This window comes from Candidatus Blochmannia sp. SNP, from assembly GCF_036549215.1.
Lineage (GTDB): Bacteria > Pseudomonadota > Gammaproteobacteria > Enterobacterales > Enterobacteriaceae > Blochmanniella.
The window spans coordinates 290,518-310,371 of the sequence record NZ_CP144371.1 but is presented as its reverse complement, the minus strand read 5'-3'; the positions used below and the strand labels follow the sequence as shown (position 1 = coordinate 310,371).

The 19,854-nt window shown below is 28.4% G+C and carries 12 protein-coding genes and 3 tRNA genes; 8 read left to right on the top strand and 7 right to left on the bottom strand.

From position 1 onward, the window contains the following. The first annotated feature begins 148 nt into the window (after positions 1-148). Positions 149-220, top strand: a tRNA-Arg gene (locus VOI34_RS01285). A gap of 335 nt (positions 221-555) precedes the next feature. Here the strand turns inward: VOI34_RS01285 and VOI34_RS01280 are convergent. After that, the gene (locus VOI34_RS01280; protein ID WP_331828718.1) at positions 556-1,794 is read right to left on the bottom strand and encodes an Nramp family divalent metal transporter; all 1,239 of its coding nucleotides are present in this window, start codon (positions 1,792-1,794) and stop codon (positions 556-558) included. A gap of 349 nt (positions 1,795-2,143) precedes the next feature. Here VOI34_RS01280 and VOI34_RS01275 point away from each other — a divergent pair, with 349 nt between their 5' ends. Further along, positions 2,144-3,334 carry a NupC/NupG family nucleoside CNT transporter gene (locus VOI34_RS01275; RefSeq protein ID WP_331828642.1) on the top strand — a complete coding sequence of 397 codons (1,191 nt, stop codon included), beginning with the start codon at positions 2,144-2,146 and terminating at the stop codon, positions 3,332-3,334. 414 nt (positions 3,335-3,748) lie between these two features. On the opposite strand, the gene gltX is transcribed toward VOI34_RS01275, so the two are convergent. Beyond that, on the bottom strand, positions 3,749-5,188 hold the full coding sequence (gltX, locus tag VOI34_RS01270; RefSeq protein WP_331828641.1) for a glutamate--tRNA ligase: 1,440 nt from the start codon (positions 5,186-5,188) through the stop codon (positions 3,749-3,751). Between the two features lie 168 nt (positions 5,189-5,356). On the opposite strand from gltX, the gene VOI34_RS01265 reads away from it, so the two are divergent. Next, positions 5,357-5,429: transfer RNA gene (locus VOI34_RS01265), tRNA-Val, on the top strand. Positions 5,430-5,452: 23 nt separating this feature from the next. Further along, positions 5,453-5,525 (top strand) — tRNA-Lys (locus VOI34_RS01260). Between the two features lie 313 nt (positions 5,526-5,838). Here the strand turns inward: VOI34_RS01260 and ligA are convergent. Continuing rightward, the gene (gene ligA, locus VOI34_RS01255) at positions 5,839-7,626 is read right to left on the bottom strand and encodes an NAD-dependent DNA ligase LigA (protein ID WP_331828640.1); all 1,788 of its coding nucleotides are present in this window, start codon (positions 7,624-7,626) and stop codon (positions 5,839-5,841) included. Positions 7,627-8,001: 375 nt separating this feature from the next. Between ligA and cysK the strand changes: the two genes are divergently transcribed. From cysK to ptsI, 3 genes are all read left to right on the top strand, one after another. After that, positions 8,002-8,952, top strand: coding sequence for a cysteine synthase A (gene cysK / locus VOI34_RS01250; protein ID WP_331828639.1), 951 nt, complete (start codon positions 8,002-8,004; stop codon positions 8,950-8,952). A gap of 400 nt (positions 8,953-9,352) precedes the next feature. Then, the gene (locus tag VOI34_RS01245; protein ID WP_331828638.1) at positions 9,353-9,610 is read left to right on the top strand and encodes an HPr family phosphocarrier protein; all 258 of its coding nucleotides are present in this window, start codon (positions 9,353-9,355) and stop codon (positions 9,608-9,610) included. A 75-nt stretch (positions 9,611-9,685) separates the two neighbouring features. Beyond that, entirely contained in the window at positions 9,686-11,401 is a 1,716-nt protein-coding gene (ptsI, locus tag VOI34_RS01240) for a phosphoenolpyruvate-protein phosphotransferase PtsI (protein WP_331828717.1), read from the top strand. A gap of 511 nt (positions 11,402-11,912) precedes the next feature. Here the strand turns inward: ptsI and cysA are convergent. From cysA to cysP, 4 genes are read right to left on the bottom strand one after another with little or no spacing between them, the layout of a single operon-like run. Continuing rightward, positions 11,913-12,983, bottom strand: coding sequence for a sulfate/thiosulfate ABC transporter ATP-binding protein CysA (gene cysA / locus VOI34_RS01235; RefSeq protein ID WP_331828637.1), 1,071 nt, complete (start codon positions 12,981-12,983; stop codon positions 11,913-11,915). A 27-nt stretch (positions 12,984-13,010) separates the two neighbouring features. Beyond that, on the bottom strand, positions 13,011-13,862 hold the full coding sequence (locus VOI34_RS01230; RefSeq protein WP_443092748.1) for a sulfate ABC transporter permease: 852 nt from the start codon (positions 13,860-13,862) through the stop codon (positions 13,011-13,013). After that, positions 13,862-14,695, bottom strand: coding sequence for a sulfate/thiosulfate ABC transporter permease CysT (cysT, locus tag VOI34_RS01225; RefSeq protein WP_331828636.1), 834 nt, complete (start codon positions 14,693-14,695; stop codon positions 13,862-13,864). The genes VOI34_RS01230 and cysT overlap by 1 nt, the downstream gene beginning before the upstream one ends. Continuing rightward, positions 14,695-15,717: a thiosulfate ABC transporter substrate-binding protein CysP gene (gene cysP, locus VOI34_RS01220; protein ID WP_331828635.1), complete on the bottom strand. Its 1,023-nt coding sequence runs from the start codon at positions 15,715-15,717 to the stop codon at positions 14,695-14,697. Before cysP ends, cysT begins: the two co-directional genes overlap by 1 nt. 1,963 nt (positions 15,718-17,680) lie before the next feature. Here cysP and tkt point away from each other — a divergent pair. Then, a complete protein-coding gene (gene tkt / locus VOI34_RS01215; protein WP_331828634.1) occupies positions 17,681-19,687 on the top strand; it encodes a transketolase in 2,007 nt (668 codons plus the stop codon). Positions 19,688-19,854: the final 167 nt, after the last annotated feature.

Genomic DNA, 19,854 nt, shown 5'->3' with positions numbered 1-19,854 from the left:
ATTTATAAGAAATAGTATTCATTTTTTGAATTACCCTTAACTCTGACACATGATATTTATCTATCATTTTAAAATCACCTAAAATAATACATAAATAATTATGCATAGAATATAAAACCAACAAACTAACAAATTTGTTATAACACAAGTCTTCGTAGTTAAACGGATATAACGAACCCCTCCTAAGGGTTAGTTGCAGGTTCAATTCCTGTCGAAGACACAATTATAATTACAGTTAGTTATATACATTATATAAATTATAGATTTACTAAATAATTATTAATATACTATTATTAAACATTAAACATTAAACATTAAACATATATAATATATGCTAAAATAAACAATTAATTATTTTATATTTTTAGTAAAATTATAAAAATACTTAACAAAAAAAACTAAATATTGATACACTGTGTATAAATATAAAAAACTTATTAATTAAGCTAAAATATATTTTATATATCAATAGTATATATCTATGAAATTAATTTTTCTACAAAACTGAAAATTTTTAAATAAATAACTTTTATCTATATCAATTTATTTCATATACTAAATAATAATACCAACCAACAAATATATATTTAACATTATCACTATTATTGTTATTAACCAACCAACCATCTTCATCAATAAAGAATTTACTAATTCATCCATTAATTTAGCATTTCCAGTAAATACTAACAATGGTATCAATGCAAGCGCAATTCCAAAACTAAGTAATACTTGACTCATTATTAAAATACGCGTGGAATCAATTCCAAAAGAAATAACTATAAATGAAGGTAACATAGTAATAACACGACGTAATAATAATGGAATATGGAAATGAACAAAACCTTGCATCACTACTTGCCCTGCTAAGGTACCTACTACTGTTGATGATAATCCCGCTGCTGTCAAACTTAAACCAAAAACTGTGGCAGCAGTATGGTTCAATAAAGGAGATAACGTTAAATAAGCCTCATTTAAATTAGAAATACCAGTATGGCCGCTGCAATGAAATACTGCTGCTGCAGTGGCCATCATAGATAAATTTACAAATCCAGCAACAGTCATTGCAATAGCAACATCTAATTTTGTAGAAGAATATCGATCAGCTCTACTTGCCGTTATATTATTATCTTGAGTAAGGGAAGAATGTAAATAAATAACATGCGGCATAATTGTAGCCCCCAAAACTCCTGCTGACAAAAACACTGCTTCTCTATTTGGAAGTATTGGAAATAATACACTCATACCTAATACAAGAAATTTAGGTTTTGAGTAGAATAACTCAATAACATAAGCAATTGCGACAAAAAATAACAAACCTCCAACAACAAATTCTAATGGTTTTTTACCATATCTTTGTAAGGTTAAAATCAAAAAAGTTGCCAACCCTGTCAAAAATGCACCTTGTAACAAAGATATGCCAAACAATATTTGAAATCCAATAGCAGCTCCAATAAATTCTGCTAAATCTGTAGCCATAGCAATAATTTCAGCTTGAATCCAATATATCCATACAACTGATCTTGGAAACTGGTCTCGAATATGTTCTGCCAAATTTTTTCCAGTCGCAATCCCAAGTTTTGCAGAAAGTAATTGAATTAACATTGCCATGATATTCGCCCATACTACAACCCACAATAATTGATAACCAAAAGTAGCTCCAGCTTGTATATTAGTTGCAAAATTTCCAGGATCTATATATCCAATAGCAGCTATAAAAGCAGGACCAAGTAACGAAAATTTAATTTTTCTACTAGTAGAACGATGCTCAACTACTGTATCTTGCTTATTTAGCATACTAATAGCCCTCATAAAATCATCTTATTCGACTAACTTTATATACTTAAACAAAATAATTATATTATAATAGAAATAATAATTATTGAACGATCAAATTTAAAGTTATAGCCTCATCATAAATGATGATTGCAGTTTTATATTGAAAATAAGTATAGCATAGGCTAACTTCTAAATTATATTTTTAGATCCATTAATAGTCTTTTAATCATCATAGAATTACGTGAAAAAGTTAAATATGATTAAATTACTTGCATATAACTAATTTTTATTGCTGTTTCTTTTCTATATAAAACAATGCAAAATTTTTGCATACTAATACTACACTTACATTAGCGGAGTAAATATTGTGTCTCGTATCTTACATTTTGTTCTAGGATTCACTGCAATAGTAATTTTGTCACTGCTTGTCAGCAGTAATCCAAAAAATATTCGTATACGTTTTATTTTTCAGATACTGATTATAGAAATTTTATTAGGATACTTTATTTTACATTCCCAATTAGGATCAGATTCCGTACAAAAATTATGTACTTTATTCAATACACTATCAATTTTTGCATTAGAAGGAACTAATTTTGTTTTTGGAGGAATGCACGCACAAGGATTAGCTACTTTTTTTTTAAACATACTTTGCCCAATTATTTTTATTTCCGCTCTAATTGGTATTCTACAGTATATTGGGATATTAACATTTACTATTCGAATAATTGGAACTATTCTATCTAAAATTAACGGAATGGGAAAATTAGAATCTTTCAATGCTGTTAGTTCACTGATCTTAGGACAATCTGAAAACTTTATAGTTTATAAAAATATCATTAAAAATATATCTGAGCCTAGAATGTATACTATGGCAGCAACTGCTATGTCTACAGTATCTCTCTCTATAATGGGGGCATATATGACCATGTTAACTCCAAAATATGTTATAGCAGCATTAATATTGAACATATTTAGTGCTTTTCTTATATTATCATTGCTTAATCCTTATGTAGTAAATAAAGAAAAAGACCTATATATAATATCCGATTTATATACTAGTAATCAAAGTCTCTTTGAGATTATAGGCGAATATATTTTAATTGGATTTAAAATAGCTATTACTGTTGCTGCAATGTTAATAGGGTTTATTGCACTCATCTCTGCTCTTAATACAATATTTAAAATATTACTTAACGTATCTCTACAAGAAATTTTAAGTTATATTTTCTTTCCATTCGCCTGGATCATAGGTATACCTACCAATGAAATATTACAAGTTAGCAGTATTATGGCGCTTAAATTAGTTTCTAATGAATTTATTGCCATAATAAATTTACAGAAAATTTCTGACGTTTTATCATCTCAAACTATAGGAATAGTATCAGTTTTTTTAGTTTCATTTTCTAATTTCTCATCTATTGGTATTGTTATAGGCGCTATTAAAGGGTTGAATAAAACACAAGGAAACATAATATCGCATTATGGATTTAAACTAATATACAGCTCTACACTAATTAACATGTTATCAGCCACAATAACCAGTTTAGTAATATAATTTTTACTAATAAATAAAAATATTTTATACATCATTTAACTATAAAATTAGTACTAATCTGATAACATATACTTGATAATATCACATTGATGTGATTAAAAAATTAAATAATTTTAAAGCTACAAAAATAAATAGATAAATAATAATAATAATAATACGATGAAATACATACATCCGATGTATAATACAACATTTTATAAAAATAAACGAAACCTACAACAGCTAACTCAAACCGAACAATTCTAACAATTTCTTATTTTACACTCCACACTTCGAACAATCATCCTAATTAAACACAACTATAGTTTAATCTTAAAATTTGTTATATTATTACCGGTAATCGTAATCTCCGTTATCTACTATATATAATGACCTTGATTATATATTCACATTTTAAAAAATAAATTGAAATAATCATTCACTTGTATGTTGTTGTCGAATACAGTTCGTTAAAACATAACGTACAGCTTGATCAATACGCTCTAATACGCGCGATTTTCCAATAGCATGTATAGTACAGCTAAGAGCTGGAGACCGATCCGTTCCAGTTAATGCTACACGAAGAGGCATCCCTATCTTATCCATACTGATGTTTAATTCACTAACAGTTTCAATAATGACAGATTTAATAGTTTCTGGTGTCCAATGGACTATATTGCTGAATTTTCTTTTTAAATATTTTAATGGCATTATTGTAATAGGTTTTAAATAATTTTTAGCTACCTTATTTTCAAATATATTAAAATCTATATAAAAATAATGACAATTATTTGCAATTTCCTTTAATGTTCGCGAGCGTTTTGCAAATAATTTTATTATATCAGTTAATTTTGGACCATTTTGCATATTGATTCTTTGTTGACTCATATGCCACGACAAATGCGAAGCTACATAATCTATCGGCAAATGATTAATATAATAATGATTTAACCAAAGCAATTTTTCAAGATTAAAAACACTAGGAGATTTACTAACTCCACTAAAATCAAAATATTTTTTCATCTGTTCAATACTAAAAATTTCTTGATTACCATAAGACCATCCTAATTTTACTAAATAATTAAGTATAGCTTCGGGAAGAAATCCATCATCACGGTATTTCATAATTCCTAACGTTTCACGACGTTTTGATAATTTTTTATGTTCATGATCTAAAATCATTGATACATGAGCATATGTTGGTATTGGAGCTTTTAATGCTTTTAAAATATTTATCTGACGCGGAGTATTATTAATATGTTCCTCTCCTCGTATAATATGAGTAATTTGCATATCCATATCATCTACTACAACACAAAAATTATACGTTGGAGAACCATCAGCACGACGAATAATTAAATCATCTAACTCTTTATTACTGAACGTAATTGTGCCCCTAATCTGATCATGGAAAATCACTACACCTTTCTGAGGATTACAAAAACGTACTACATAGGAATTAACACAAGGATTATAATTTATAACTGTAGATTTCAAACGACAATAACCATCATATTTAGGTTTTTCTCCATTTTTTATTTGATTTAACCGCAACAATTCCAATCTTTCTGACGAACAATAGCATTTATAGGCCATATCATGTTGAATCATATAATTTATTACACTATTATAGCGAGCAAACCTATCGGTTTGAAAATAAGGACCTTCATCCCAATCTAAACTAAGCCAGTTCATCCCTGAAATAATAAATTTAACAGCATCATGTATAGAACGTTTCAAATCAGAGTCTTCTATACGCAATAAAAATTTCCCACCTTGCTTACGAGCAAATAACCAAGAATATAAAGCAGTGCGAATATTTCCAATATGTATAGAACCTGTCGGACTAGGAGCGAATCGAGTTTTAATATTCATAAAAAATTAAATACCTAATTATATTAATACATATACTACTCACTTAAGTTAATACAATATTAAATTTAATTCCTACATATAACAAATTACAACTAAAATTCTCTATTTTTATAAAAATCCATTGACTCATGTCAATGAATCCATATAATTCAATCCAAGCAATAGAAAAGGTGATTAGCTCAGTCGGTAGAGCATCTCCCTTACAAGGAGAGGGTCGGCGGTTCGAATCCGCCATCACCTATTTTATTTATCTTGATAAACTTAGGGTCGTTAGCTCAGAAGGTAGAGCAGTTGACTTTTAATCAATTGGTCGCAGGTTCGATTCCTGCACGACCCAAGGAATTAATTGTTGCGCATCATCATTCTTCATAAGAAACAATTTAAATAATTAATGTAATTAATAAAAATTTTACCATATCTTTATTTTATTAATACCTAATTATTAATAAATCACTACTCTTTACTAAAGTTTAAAAGAAAAGTAAAAATATATTTAGTAACTTTAAACCTAAATAATAAAATTTCATTAATATAACCAAATATTTACTAGAAAACTTAAATTTACAATCCTTTATTTTTATCTAAATTGTTTTAACAAAAAAATTTTTGTAACATCCCTATAATTTTTAAAATCTTTTAAAATTTTTTGTTTAAATAATAACGCTTAATTGAATCCCAATAGAGGGATCAATTAAATCCTGTACATTTTTTAGATTATCAGGATTTCTAAAAAAATAATATATGTTATTAGCCACAATTGGTCCTACATATTTCAAACTTGACAATGACCGTAAATCAGCAGTAACTAAATTTTCAAGAGTTTTATATACAACAGCTAAGTTGTTAGCTACCGTTTCACCTACACCCCGAATACCTAATGCATATATAAAACGAGCCAAAGTAATTTTTTTAGAATTTTCAATAGCCCATAATAAGCGTTCGACATATTCCGTTCCGAATCCCTCTAAACAAAGTAACTTATTTTTACTCAAATTAAAAAAATCAACCGGAGTGGATACTAAATTTTTATTAACTAATTGGTCAATAATTCTATTTCCCATGCCGCAAATATTCATTGCTTTCCTAGAAGAAAAATGTTTAAGCGCTGCCTTTCGTTGAGCAAGACACGCTAATCCAGCTGTACAGCGCAATATTGACTGACGATACCATGTAGCAATAAGAGATCCACATATCGGGCAGAAATCTGGAAACTCTATAGCTTTCGCGCGATCAGTACGTTTCGATAAAACTACTTCTAAAATTTTAGGAATAACATCACCAGATCTTTGTATACGAACCGTATCTCCAATCATTAATCCAAGTCTCTTTACTTCATTGATATTATGAATACTAACCTTCCTAATTGTAACATCAGAAATCACAATAGGTTCTAAATAAGCTATTGGGGTAATAATACCTGTTCGTCCAACCTGAAAAATTACATTATCTACTTTAGTAGATCCTACCTCTGCTGGAAATTTATAAGAAACAGCCCAATTAGGAGCTTTAGATCCACAACCTAACTTATCTCGATATTTACAACTATTTATTTTAACAACTATCCCATCAATGTTAAACTCTAAACTAGCTCGTATTTTTTCTATATAAGAATAATATTCTAATACCTTATCAATTCCACTAACTAAACGAATATGATTACTAATTGGTAAACCCCAATTTTTACATAACTGCAATCGTTCCCAATGACTATCTGGCAATTCTTTTTCTCCAAAATAATCACTAACACCATAACAATAAAAACTTAATGGCCGTTTAGCGGTAATAGCAGGATCTAACTGGCGTAGTGAACCAGAAGCAGCATTTCTAGAATTAGAAAAAGGTCTATTACCTTCCCGCACTGTTATCTTATTCAATTGCAAAAAGCATAATTTAGATATAAATATTTCTCCTCTAACCTCTAACCAATATGGTAATACATCATGATTATTAGTATCAATTTTTAAATACATAGGCACCGAACAAATAGTACGCACATTTTTAGTAATATCTTCTCCAATTCTTCCGTCACCTCGAGTTGCTGCACAAACCAATTCCCCATTTTTATATAATAAACTAACTGCCACTCCGTCTATTTTTAACTCACAACAATATGAGATAATATGATTATTATCAAGTTTAAGTTTTATTCGTCTGTCAAATAACAATAATTGATATGATTTAACAATACTATTTAAAGATAACATTGGTATTTTATGATTTATTTTCTTAAAATTATCCGGCAATACACCTCCTACACGTTGGGTAGGAGAACTCTCTGTAATCAGATGTGGATAAATTTTTTCTAACTGATGTAGTTCTTCTAATATTGCATCATATTTTTCATCAGATACTTCAGATTCATTTTTTAAATAATACAAATATTCCCAATGACGTAATTTTTTTCTTAAGTTTTGTATTTTTTTTTCAATAAATTTCATAATATAAATATCCCAATAAATATGGGGTAGGATCATTGATCTACACTTAAAATAAATATCTCCACCTACATGTCATTAAAAATGAATAATACTAATGTCTTAAATAATTAACTGATTTAACATAAATAATACTTGAATATAAATAACTATTTAATTTACTTCCATAAAAATATCTATAACAACAATATAACGTTAATAATTATTATATAATGGATATACACTTACACAATTAATGCATAATAATTAATTCTATTCTGATATGAAATATTTGAATATTTATTCATATTTTAATTTAATTCTGTCTATCTTTTAAAGATATTCTATTTCAAAACAAATATATCATGTAATGTTATATGACACTGAGGAACATTAAGTATGTACAAAATCTATCAAGATAATTCTTATACTATCGGTCATACTCCATTAGTCCGCCTTAATAAAATTGGAAATGGACATATTATGGTTAAGATAGAATCTAGAAATCCTAGCTTTAGTGTTAAATGTCGTATTGGCGCTAATATGATTTGGGATGCAGAAAAAAGAAACCTATTAAAATCAAATACAAAACTGATAGAAGCAACAAGCGGCAATACTGGTATTGCTCTAGCCTACGTAGCAGCTGCACGTCACTACAAATTAACTTTAACCATGCCAGAAACAATGAGCATTGAACGCCGTAAATTAATTAAAGCCTTAGGCGCTGAAATTATATTAACAGAAGGAAATGATGGAATGAAAGGAGCTATTGCTAAAGCAAAAGAGATCGTTTCTTCTGATCCTAAACGTTATCTATTATTACAGCAATTTAGTAATCCTGCAAATCCAGAAATTCATGAAAAAACAACAGGACCTGAAATTTGGAACGACTCTAATGGACAGATAGACATACTTGTAGCTGGAGTTGGCACAGGCGGCACTATCACCGGGATTGGAAGATTTTTTAAAAAAAATATAAAGAAAAATAAAAAAATAATTATCGTAGCAGTAGAACCAGACAATTCTCCAGTCATCACTCAAACACTATCTGGTCAAAAAATAAATCCAGCACCACACAAAATTCAGGGCATTGGCGCTGGATTTATTCCAAAAAATCTTGACTTAACTTTAATTGATCACGTAGAAACAGTAAGCATAGACGCAGCTATTAGCTATGCCAAACATTTGATGGAAAAAGAAGGAATTTTAGCTGGAATTTCTTCAGGTGCTGCATTGGCAGCTGCTATAGAACTACAAAAAAACAAAATCTACGAAACTAAAAATATAGTAGTCATACTACCATCATCCAGCGAGCGATATTTAAGTACTGTATTATTTTCAAACTTATAAAAATAATAATTTTTATATTAGTTAGTACTAAACAAACAAAACAGAAAACACTCATTTCGAGTGTTTTCTGTTTATATTTTTAATAAATACAAGAAAGGCTATACACTTTTATTCATTAAAGAATATATAAAAACATTGAATTAATTACATTATATAAATAGAATACTATATTTTCTGCTATATTATAAAATCTTAAAAAAATTAATGAAAAATATCTTTAGTTCATATTCTATTTTGAATGTGATATACATAAAAGATAAAACAAAATCAATAGATTATTTATTTATATATAAATATATATATAAATTTGTTCGTCTATATTCATCAAAAATTTATTTAATTTAATAAACTTGAAAAAAATATTATTTTCATCATATTATTTAATCAAATGGAGATAAAAATGTATCAAAAAGAAACTGTGATTACCGCTGCCAATGGTTTACATACTCGCCCAGCTACTCAATTTGTAAAAGAAGCAAAAAACTTTAATTCTGAAATTACAGTAATCTCTAATGGAAAAAAAGCAAGTGCTAAAAGTTTATTTAAACTGCAAGCACTAGGATTAAGTAAAGGTTCTATAGTTATTATTTCTGCTCATGGCGTAGACGCAGAACAAGCAGTTCAGCACTTAATTAAATTCATTGCTGAACTTAAATAAAAAGAAAAATAACACAATCAATCAATATGTAGATAATAAACTCAACTCCCCATGACTCTAATGAAGGTAGAATTTATGATTTCAGGAACTTCAGTATCACCTGGCATCGCCTTCGGCAAAGCGTTGCTATTAAAAGAAAAAAAAATTCTCATTAATTCAAAAAAAATCGCTATTGGTTCTATTGAACAAGAAATAAATCGGTTTATTTCTGGACGCACTGAAACTTCTAGACAATTAAAAGAAATTAAAAATAAAATAAAAAAACAATTAGATTCAAAGAAAGAAGCTATCTTTGAAGGCCATATCATATTACTAGAAGATGAAGAACTTGAACAAGATATCATCACTCTTATTAAAGAAGAACTATTTAGCGCAGATGCTGCTGTGTATTCGGTGATTGAAACTCAAGCAAAAGCCTTAGAAAAACTAGAAGATGAATATTTGAAAGAACGTGCCACCGACGTACGAGATATTGGAAATCGTTTATTGAAAAATATTTTAGGCATTCCAATTATCGACTTAAACACAATTACTGAAGAAGTAATTATTATTGCTGTAGATCTTAGTCCATCAGAAACAGCTCAATTAAATTTAAAAAAAGTGTTAGGATTTATTACCGATGCCGGAGGGAAAACTTCGCATACCTCTATCATGGCTCGTTCTTTAGAATTACCAGCCATTGTAGGAACTGGTATTATTACAAAACAAGTTTCTAATGGAGACTTTATAATACTTGATGCCTTAAATAATAAAATTTACATTAATCCAACTCCAAACATCATTAAAAATATCAATATATTAAAAGAAAAATATATTTCTGAAAAATATGAATTAACTAAATTCAAACACCTTCCAGCAATTACTCTTGACAAACATCAAGTACGGATATGTGCCAATATTAGCGGTGCAATACACGATATAATTAGAGCCAAAGAAAACGGAGCTGAAGGCATAGGATTATATAGAACTGAATTTTTATTTATGAATCGTAATGCATTACCTACAGAAGAAGAACAATTTAAAGCTTATAAAAAAGCAGCTGAATCAATGATTAATCAAGCTGTAATCATACGTATTATGGATATTGGAGGTGATAAAAATTTACCTTACATGCATCTTCCAAACGAAGAGAATCCATTTCTTGGATGGCGGGCAATTCGCATAATGTTAGATAGAAAAGATATACTGCATACCCAATTACGTGCTATCTTACGCGCTTCATTTTTCGGTAAATTACGCATAATGTATCCTATGATTATTTCTGTAGAAGAAATAAAAACTTTAAATACAGAACTAAATTTATTAAAAAAACAACTACATAAAGAAGGAAAAAAATTTGACGAAAATATTAAAGTAGGAATTATGATCGAAACTCCTGCTGCTGCAATTATCGCTCATCATTTGATTAAAGAAGTAGATTTTTTCAGTATTGGAACCAATGATTTGACACAATACACTCTCGCCGTAGATCGTGGCAACAAATTAATATCTCATTTATATAATCCCATATCTCCATCTATTTTAATATTAATCAAACAAGTAATTGAAGCTTCACATTCTGAAGGGAAATGGACAGCTATGTGTGGAGAAATGGCGGGAGATGAACGCACTACTTTACTATTACTAGGAATGGGATTAGATGAGTTTAGTATGAGTTCCGTATCTATTCCACAAATAAAAAAAATAATCCGCAATTCGTACTATCACGATGCGAAGAAAATAGCAAAAAAAGCGTTAAATCATCCAACTACAGAATCAATAATGCATTTACTTATGCAGCACAAACAATAATACGCCTGTATTAAAACAGATAGGAATAATAATAATATTAATTATTAATTAATGTAAACGTAATATACCATGAAAATATAACCTGAAAAATAACAACTTTGCAAGTCTATTAGACTACTTAATCTATTACAAAAATTGTAATCTACATTAACATACATACTTATAAATAAAAATAACAAAACAATATATAGAAAAACTATAAATTTACATTACCTAAAATATACTCCTATACAAAATACTTTACTACCGTACTCTATATAGTTTTAATTAATATCCTTTACCATCTTGTTTATCCAGCTATTTAAAAATCTTACAATTCACACATAAAAACCAAATCTTTTTATATACAACTCTTAAATCTAAGAGTATCATTAAACTATTCATATATCCGTATACCAATATAAGCCAAGTAAACAAAACTTACGTCTCTATTGTTATTACTTACATCTACATCTATCTCTTATCTTTAAGACCATGAGAGCATCCTGAGAAACAACATTATTGCTTACACTTACAATTGTGCTATTTCTTCTGAAAATAATCGCGCATTACGCCCGCTTAAATAACAACATGATCCGCATTCTGGGATACCAAAAATATCCCCAATTCCTAAAATTATAGTCAATAAATCTTGGTGCCAACCCAAAGGCTCTACACTTAACTGCCAATAAAATCCATGTAAACTAACATTAACAATCTTAGCTGGTAATGGATGCAATACATTAGATTCTTTACTAATATCCATTTCCCACGGACGAAAAAATAATTCTACTTTTCCCTGAAAAGCAGGCACGTATGGTAAAGACCAATGATAAGACCCAATAGATAATTCTGAACCACATACCATTCCTTGTAGACAATTAACTTCACTTAAAAACTCTAGAACAAAACGAGTAGCTGGTACACACCAAATATCTTTAGGTGTACCTATCTGCTCAATAATACCTCGATTCATAACTACTATCCTATTAGCAACTTCCATCGCTTCTTCTTGATCATGTGTAACAAAAACACTAGTAAATTTAAATTCACTATGCAATCTGCGAAGCCAACGACGTAATCCTTTTCTAACTTGAGTATCCAATGCTCCAAAAGGTTCATCTAATAACAAGATTTCTGGTTCAATTGCTAAAGAACGAGCTAAGGCTACACGTTGTTTTTGCCCTCCAGAAAGTTGCTCAGGATATCTATTTCCTAAACCTTCTAATTGTACCATAGTCAACAACTGCATAACTTTTTTATTAATTGCATGAGAATTGGGACGTTTATGACGTGGTAACATTCTTATGCCAAAAGAAACATTATCCGATACTGTCATATGACGAAATAAAGCATAATTTTGAAAAACAAAACCAACATGACGATCACGTGCACTAAGTTGACTTACGTCTTTACCTCTAAAACGTAAACAACCACTATTATGATATTCCAATCCAGCAATAATACGTAATAATGTTGTCTTTCCAGAACCAGATGGACCTAATAATGCTATAATTTCTCCAGATTCGATATGTAAAGAAATATTAGTTAGCACTTTGTCATGACCAAAAAATTTATTTATCCCGTCTATTTCAATACTCATTGCTTATCCCTAACCACAAATATTAATTCATACATGTTTCAAACGACTTTGTAAATAATTCTTTATAAATAACATAACAATTGAAATAGAAGCTAATAATGATGCGGCAATAAATGCACCAACAGTATTATAATCTTGATATAATAATTCTACATATAATGATAAAGTATATGTTTCTCCACGTATCAACCCTGATACTATAGATACTGCTCCAAATTCACCAATAGCACGAGCATTAGTCAAGATGGCTCCATATAACAAAGCCCAACGGATATTTGGAAAAGTAACATAACGAAACATCATCCAACCAGAAGCCCCAAGAAGTACTGCCGCCTCATCTTCTTGTCTGCCTCTATTTACCATCACCGGAACAAGCTCATGTACTACAAAAGGACAGGTGACAAAAATAGTAACTAACACTACTCCTAACCATGTGAATATTATTTGTATATTATGTAAATCCAGCCAATTTACTATTACATTATTATTTGTATAAAGTAACAAATATAACAATCCAGCAATTACCGGAGAAACAGCAATAGGTATATTTAAAAAAACTAATAAAAATTGCCTTCCATAAAATTTAAAACGAGTTACTAACCAAGCCATCAATACCCCAAAAAATATATTAATAGGTACAGTAAATAACACTACAATAACCGTTAAAAAAATTGCGTGCACCATATCTTTATCAATCAAATTTATTCTAACTACTTTTAATCCTTCTGAAAAAGCAGATACAAAAATCACAATTAAAGGAACTAACAATAACACTGATGATATAAACATAGCCAAGATAATTAAAACCCATTGGTTCAATGTAATATGACGAATACAATTATTATTCCTATTGACATAATTATTAAATATATTTATCACTAAGATCCCTTAAGCCTCCGATTTATTCGTAATTGAAACATATTAGTAAATAATAATAATAATAAAGAAACAATCAAAATTACAGAAGCAATAGCGCTAGCTGCTGGATAATCAAATTCTTGTAAACGAATAAAAATAATTAAAGATATTACCTCATTCTTCCATGCAATATTTCCTGCAATAAAAATGACTGCACCAAATTCACCTAAGCTTCGGATAAAAGATAACACTACACCAGATAACCAAGCTGGTGCCAATTCCGGAAAAATTATATTATAAAAAATTTGCCAATGATCAGCTCCAAGAGTCTTTGCTACTTCTTCGTATTCTTCAGCAAACTCTTCTAATACTGGCTGCACCGTACGTACTACAAATGGAATACTTGTAAAAATCATAGCAATAGATATTCCTATCCATGTATATGATACTGTAATACCTACTCGAGATAACCAACTTCCATACCAACCTGATGTTGAAAATAATGTTGCTAAAGTTAATCCTGCTACTGCAGTAGGTAAAGCAAAAGGCAAATCTATTAATGCATCTAATAATTTTTTACCAGGAAATTGATATCTGGTTATTACCCATGATACTAACATACCAAATACAGCATTAAATAATGTTGCTGATCCAGCAGATAATAAAGTAATTTTATAGGATACTAATAATGCTGGATCTGTAATTATATCCCAATATTGAGAAAAATTCATTTGAGATAGTTGCATCATTAATGCACTTAAAGGTAATAATAAAATCAAGCAAATAAATAATAAACTGCTGCCAAAAGCTATACCAAATCCAGGTAATACATATTTAACTGAAAAAAATAACATCAACGATGTCCTACCGATAATAATTTATCTAATTCACCGCCACGCCTAAAATGTGTCTCCATAAGAATATTCCAATTACCATTCTGGTCCTCTATCCTAAATAATTGACTCTTAAAAGATCTATTCTGATCTAATTGAATAGCATCCGTTGTATTTAAACGATACCCAAACTTAGCAATAATCTTTTGTGCTGGAGGAGTATACAAATAATTTAAATAAGCTTTTGCTACATTTTTAGTTCTATTTCGGAGAACATTTCTATCTATCCAAGTCACTGGAAATTCTACTAAAATATTAGGTTTAGGTATCACAATATCGTAGTTATTAGATCCATATTGCTTCTGTACTAATTTTGCTTCAGATTCAAAATTAATTAATACATCCCCCTGATTGCGATCAACAAAAGTAGAAGTAGCAGCGCGTCCTCCAGTATCGAATACTACTACATTTTGTAAAAACTTTCGCATCCAAAATCGAGTTTGCTCTATATTTTCGTTACTGTTTTTAAAAAATACATTCCAAGCAGCTAAATAAGTATAGCGCCCATTTCCAGAAGTTTTAGGATTAGGAAATACTATTTTCAACCCTTCATTAGTTAAATCATGCCAATTATAAATTCCTTTTGGATTGCCTTGCCTTACTAAAAAAGCCATAGTTGAATAAAATGGAGAGCTGTGATTCGGCAATCGATCTTGCCAGTCTTTAGGAATTAATTTTCCACGATCGTGTAAAATTTGTACATCTATTACCTGATTATAAGTGACTACATCTGCACGCAATCCTTGTAATATAGCTATAGCTTGTCTGGTAGATCCTGCATGAGACTGACGGATAATTAGTGTGTCTTCAGGATTTTTATCCTTCCAATATTTAATAAAATTGGAATTAATCTCTAAAAACAATTCTCTAGATACATCATACGAACTATTTAACAAAACAGTTCCAAACACTGAAGTATAAAAAATAAAATACAACAGCGCCGTTGTTCTAATTGTTTTAAAAAAAATACGTGTAATAATCATATATATCCAAATATAAACACGATTACTAAAATAGAATTTCTTTTATTCCAGAAAAATATGATATATTATGTGTATAATTGTGAAATGGATCGTATGTAAATATATATTTATATAAAAATTTATTAACCAATTACTAGTATACAAAATAATATTTTTATAATATAGAATAAATTTCTAACTAATAATTTATTAATTAATAAAGAATTTACTTTTGATTTATTTTAAAAATAAATTACTACAATAATTAAATAATTATACGTAAAATAAAAAATTTTCTTCATTAATACAATCAAAAATCTGAACAATTATATATAACAATATATATAATTAAAATTCAAATTAAAATATTTTATTGATTAAAATAAAGTATATACGTATGGTTATCTTTCTATATAAAGTCTCATATTTAATTAATCACTTTGTATACTTAAATAAATCGTTTTAAAAATAAAATACCTACCTTAAGATTTAATTAAAAAATATTTAAACACTAATAAATATATGCATGACATAATATATAAACCACTATTCAACAAAAATTAAAATCAATTATTGAATATCAAGTATAAATTACATCTTTTATTCTGTTCATATCAAATTAACCATCTCATTTATTATAACAACATATACACAACCTAATATACTATTTTATTTAATCTAAAAAATTAATAACTCTTTTAATTTAATGCTACACGTTATTCTAACTACAATAATAGATATAATTATTATATCAATAATAATTATATCTAAGTCTTAATTATACTTAAGAATCATACTGTTATCATTTTAATGAAAATATCTTTATATGAAAGATATGCATACATATTTAATTAAAAAATAATATAAAATATATAAAGCTCAATCTCTCATATGAAAAAATATGATTTATCATATAAAATATAAATTCATTTCTAATAAAATACATTTATACTTTACACATTAAAATAATCATAATGATCAAACAATTACAATTACTATCCCGCTATAAGTACTCTATACCAATCAGTGATCGATCAATTAAATAATGCAAAAAATTGTATAGCTATAACATAAAAATATACTAATATCACTAATTATGATAATCTACACAACGCAATTATTATTAATTCGTTTCTTATTTATTTAAGAATCAATGTTCTTCCATTTATTACATATTACTTTAAGACATTAAAGCCCATACTAAAAAATAAATAATATATATATACCTATCTATATACAATCAAAAAATTAATAGTGAATATAACCATTAAAGTTTTATATAATATATCTAAACACATATCTACTGGCGGAAAAATAACATCATTTATAACAAATATATGACAATAAAAACATAATAAATTAATTAAAATACATTCAGAACAAAGTACAAAGACATCTTATATTATTATTAATATTATTACTACTTTTCAAAAAGATATTAAAATAACATAAAACTAAAAATAATAACAATATCCAATTTAATTTAATGCTATCATTCCTCTTTAATCAATAAAATGCACATATCAAAATCAAATATATATTTTAATTTATACATTTTTAGATCCTGTTTACAATAAACACTATCAATATATTTATTAAATAAATATAATGTATGTAATCATGCCATTATATATAATAATAATAATTAAAAATTGTTCTTGCTATAAACAATATGATTATCATATGATTAATCCTAACATTAGTTGACTGTCATACAGATAAACAAATTATAACTACAATTAAATGTAATTATTGCTCTAAAATTGACAAAACATTAGCCTGAAATATACAGATTCCTAAATATTTTATTTACAAAAAGAAATAAAATATTTAATAAAATTATTTTTATATTATTCGTTTTTAAAACATAACAAAATAACATGGCTATAGAAAATTATTCAATACACTCAACAATTCTCTATAAAGAAACAATATTTTAATAAATAATCTTTTAATTAAAAATTTAATATTAGGAAAACACTTTATGTTAATAACAAATAAAATATTAGCTAATGCTATACGCATACTAAGCATAGATGCCATACAACAGGCTAATTCCGGACACCCTGGTTGTCCCATGGGTATGGCTGATATTGCTGAAGTATTATGGAGAGATTACATAAATCATAATCCAATCAATCCAAATTGGATTAATAGAGACAGATTCGTTCTATCTAATGGACATGGATCAATGCTACTATATAGTATACTACATTTAACTGGATATTCTATATCTATAGAAGATCTAAAAAATTTTAGACAATTAAATTCTAAAACACCTGGACATCCAGAATATGGACATACTGATGGAGTTGAAGTTACAACAGGACCATTAGGACAAGGCCTAGCTAATGCTGTGGGATTAGCAATTGCTGAGCGAACACTAGCAGCTCAATTTAATCGTATGCAATTTAATATCATTGATCATTATACTTATGTATTTTTAGGAGATGGGTGCATGATGGAAGGTATTTCTCATGAAGTTTGCTCATTAGCTGGAACCATGAAACTAAATAAATTAATTATGTTCTATGATAACAATGGTATTTCTATAGATGGCAATATAACAGAATGGTTCACGGATGATACTGCTATGCGCTTTGAATCTTATGGATGGAATGTAATACGTAATATAAACGGACATAATAGAGATTCTATTAAAATTGCAATTAACCAAGCTAAGTCTATACCGAATAAACCATCATTATTAATATGTAATACTATTATTGCTTTTGGATCACCAAATAAAAGCGGTACACACAGCGCACATGGCGCTCCGCTAGGACCAGAAGAAGTAGCTGCTACACGAAAAGCCCTCCATTGGCATGAACCCCAGTTTGTTATACCTAAAAAAATATATAAATTATGGAACGCTAAAATAATAGGTCAAGAAAAAGAAGATGCTTGGAAACAACTATTTTGTAAATACACACTTACTTATCCTGATTTATCAAAAGAATTAATAAGACGAATACAACGAAAATTACCTGATGATTGGTACAAAAAAACGAAAAAATTTATCGAAAACTTACAAATGAACCCTAAAAATATTGCTACACGTCAAGCTTCTCAAATTACAATTGAATCTTTTTCCAAAAAATTGCCGGAACTTTTTGGCGGATCAGCAGATTTAACACCCAGCAATTTAACAACTTGGTCTCAATCTTCCTCTATTATGAAAAATGCTGCTGGAAATTATATTCATTACGGTGTACGCGAATTTGGTATGACTGCGATTGCTAACGGTATTGCTAATTATGGAGCTTTTCTACCCTATACCGCTACATTTTTAACATTTGTTGAATACGCACGTAACGCGGTTCGTATGGCAGCGTTAATGAACAGTCATCATATTATGATTTATACTCATGATTCTATTGGGTTAGGAGAAGACGGTCCGACTCATCAACCTATAGAACAATTATCAAATTTACGTATGACTCCAAATTTAACAGTATGGCGCCCCTGTGACCAAGTAGAAACAGCAGTTGCTTGGAAATCTGCAATTGAACATCATGGCCCAACCGCGCTAATTTTATCTAGACAAAACCTTATACAACAAGAACGCACATCAACACAAACTAACAATATTGCTCGAGGAGGGTACATTCTAAAAGATTGCCAAGGCGTGCCTGAATTAATTATCATTGCTACTGGATCAGAAATAGTACTAGCCATAAATTCATATTACCGCTTAACCAATGAAGGATATAAAGTACGAGTTGTTTCCTTACCTTCTACTGATATATTTGATCAACAAGATGTATCTTACCGTGAATACGTATTACCAAATACAATAATTAATAGAATAGCTATTGAAGCTAGTAGTACTGATTATTGGTATAAATATGTTGGATTATATGGTGAAATAATAGGTATGAATGAATTTGGAAAATCAGCTCCACCAAATCAATTATTTAAATTTTTCAACTTTACTGTAGATTATGTAATCGAGAAATCATATAAATTATTAAATAAATTTATAAATTAATAAGTAACCATAAAATATTTTATACATAATAAAAATACGTATGTACTTTAATTTATATATACTATATAAATTAAAGTACATTTATCACAAATATTAATTTCTGATAAATGTACAATTTCAAATGTATAATTATCAAGCTTAATTAATTTTTGATCCATAAATATTAT